Below are 1,065 nucleotides of genomic sequence, written 5' to 3' on the forward strand. Positions count from 1 at the left end.
GTAACCGCTGCACCGACCCCACGTATTCTGGTTGGTTTTTGAGGGGTAGATCTGCGCGAGACGTTGAGGAGCTCGAGCAGTGGTTGACGAAATTGATGCGGCGCCAAACGTTGGTTTGACGTGTGCGTCGCATAGTGCAAGTTCGCGTTTGACCGTTAGTTTGGAGCCAGTCCGGCGTCGGCACGAGCGATGGCCGGATGATGAGCGCGATCGTATTCTTGCGGAAAGCTTCACTTCCGGAAAAACGGTAGCGCAGGTTTCGCGGGATAACGGCGTCGGCCTTGGCCTGCTGCATTATTGGCGCCGGCAGGCGCGAGCGGCGGGGACCGTTGAAGAACTCCGGCTTGTGCCAGTGACGGTGGTTGGCGAGGAGCAAGCGCAAATGCCGGCCGTCCCGGCATCACCGCCCAGCATGGAATTGGTGGTGCGCGATGTGACAGTTCGTATTTGCGGCGCCGTCGAGGCGGAGCACTTGCGCACCGTTCTGGCGGCGATCCGGGAATGATCCCGATCGATGGAAGCGTGCGGATCTATGTGGCGACGCAGCCCATCGACTTCAGGGCCGGGATCAACCGGCTGATGGGACTGGTGACACATGTTCTGGGCCACGATGCCTGTGCCGGTGATGTGTTTGTCTTCCGCAACAAGGCGGCTGACAAGGTCAAGTTGGTCCGTCATGATGGATCCGGCGCGGTTATGGCGACAAAATGGCTCGACCGTGGGAGGTTCCACTGGCCCTCGTTGCAAGGAGGGACGCTTGCCCTGACGGGGCCGCAATGTGTGGCACTTCTATCGGGCCTGGACTGGCGCAGGCTGCCGTTCCAGGAGGAAAGGCGCCCTAAGGTTTTTGGCTGAAATCTGCGGTTTTGAGTGGCGGCGCAAGGGTGGTGTGGTATAATCCGCCATGCCCTCGCGAGCCGATGACCTTCCCGAAGATCTCGAACAGATGGCCGCCCTTGTGCGGGAACTCCGGGCTGAAAACGCTCAACTGCGCTCGCTCCTCAAAGGCATGGCCCAACAAGCATTCGGCAATCGATCGGAACGCGCCAGCGTCATTCTGGGAGA

At 60.6% G+C, this 1,065-nt stretch carries 3 protein-coding genes; 2 read left to right on the forward strand and 1 reads right to left on the reverse strand.

Translation table 11 applies throughout. From position 1 onward, the window contains the following. Positions 1-79 precede the first annotated feature (79 nt). Positions 80-505, forward strand: a complete 426-nt coding sequence (gene tnpA, locus ACYPYD_RS20240; RefSeq protein ID WP_459665113.1) for an IS66-like element accessory protein TnpA — start codon at positions 80-82, stop codon at positions 503-505. Continuing rightward, a complete protein-coding gene (tnpB, locus tag ACYPYD_RS20245) occupies positions 502-855 on the forward strand; it encodes an IS66 family insertion sequence element accessory protein TnpB (protein WP_419713722.1) in 354 nt (117 codons plus the stop codon). Before tnpA ends, tnpB begins: the two co-directional genes overlap by 4 nt. On the opposite strand, the gene ACYPYD_RS20250 is transcribed toward tnpB, so the two are convergent. Next, a partial coding sequence (locus ACYPYD_RS20250; protein WP_459665115.1) for a hypothetical protein occupies positions 839-1,065 on the reverse strand: 227 nt, incomplete at its 5' end. The genes tnpB and ACYPYD_RS20250 overlap by 17 nt on opposite strands.

The organism is Novosphingobium sp. 11B, from assembly GCF_054589055.1.

What these genes read in the sequence shown, in the direction of transcription:
- tnpB (WP_419713722.1), top strand. Translation starts at nt 502, where the DNA reads ATGATCCCGATCGATGGAAGCGTGCGGATCTATGTGGCGACGCAGCCC.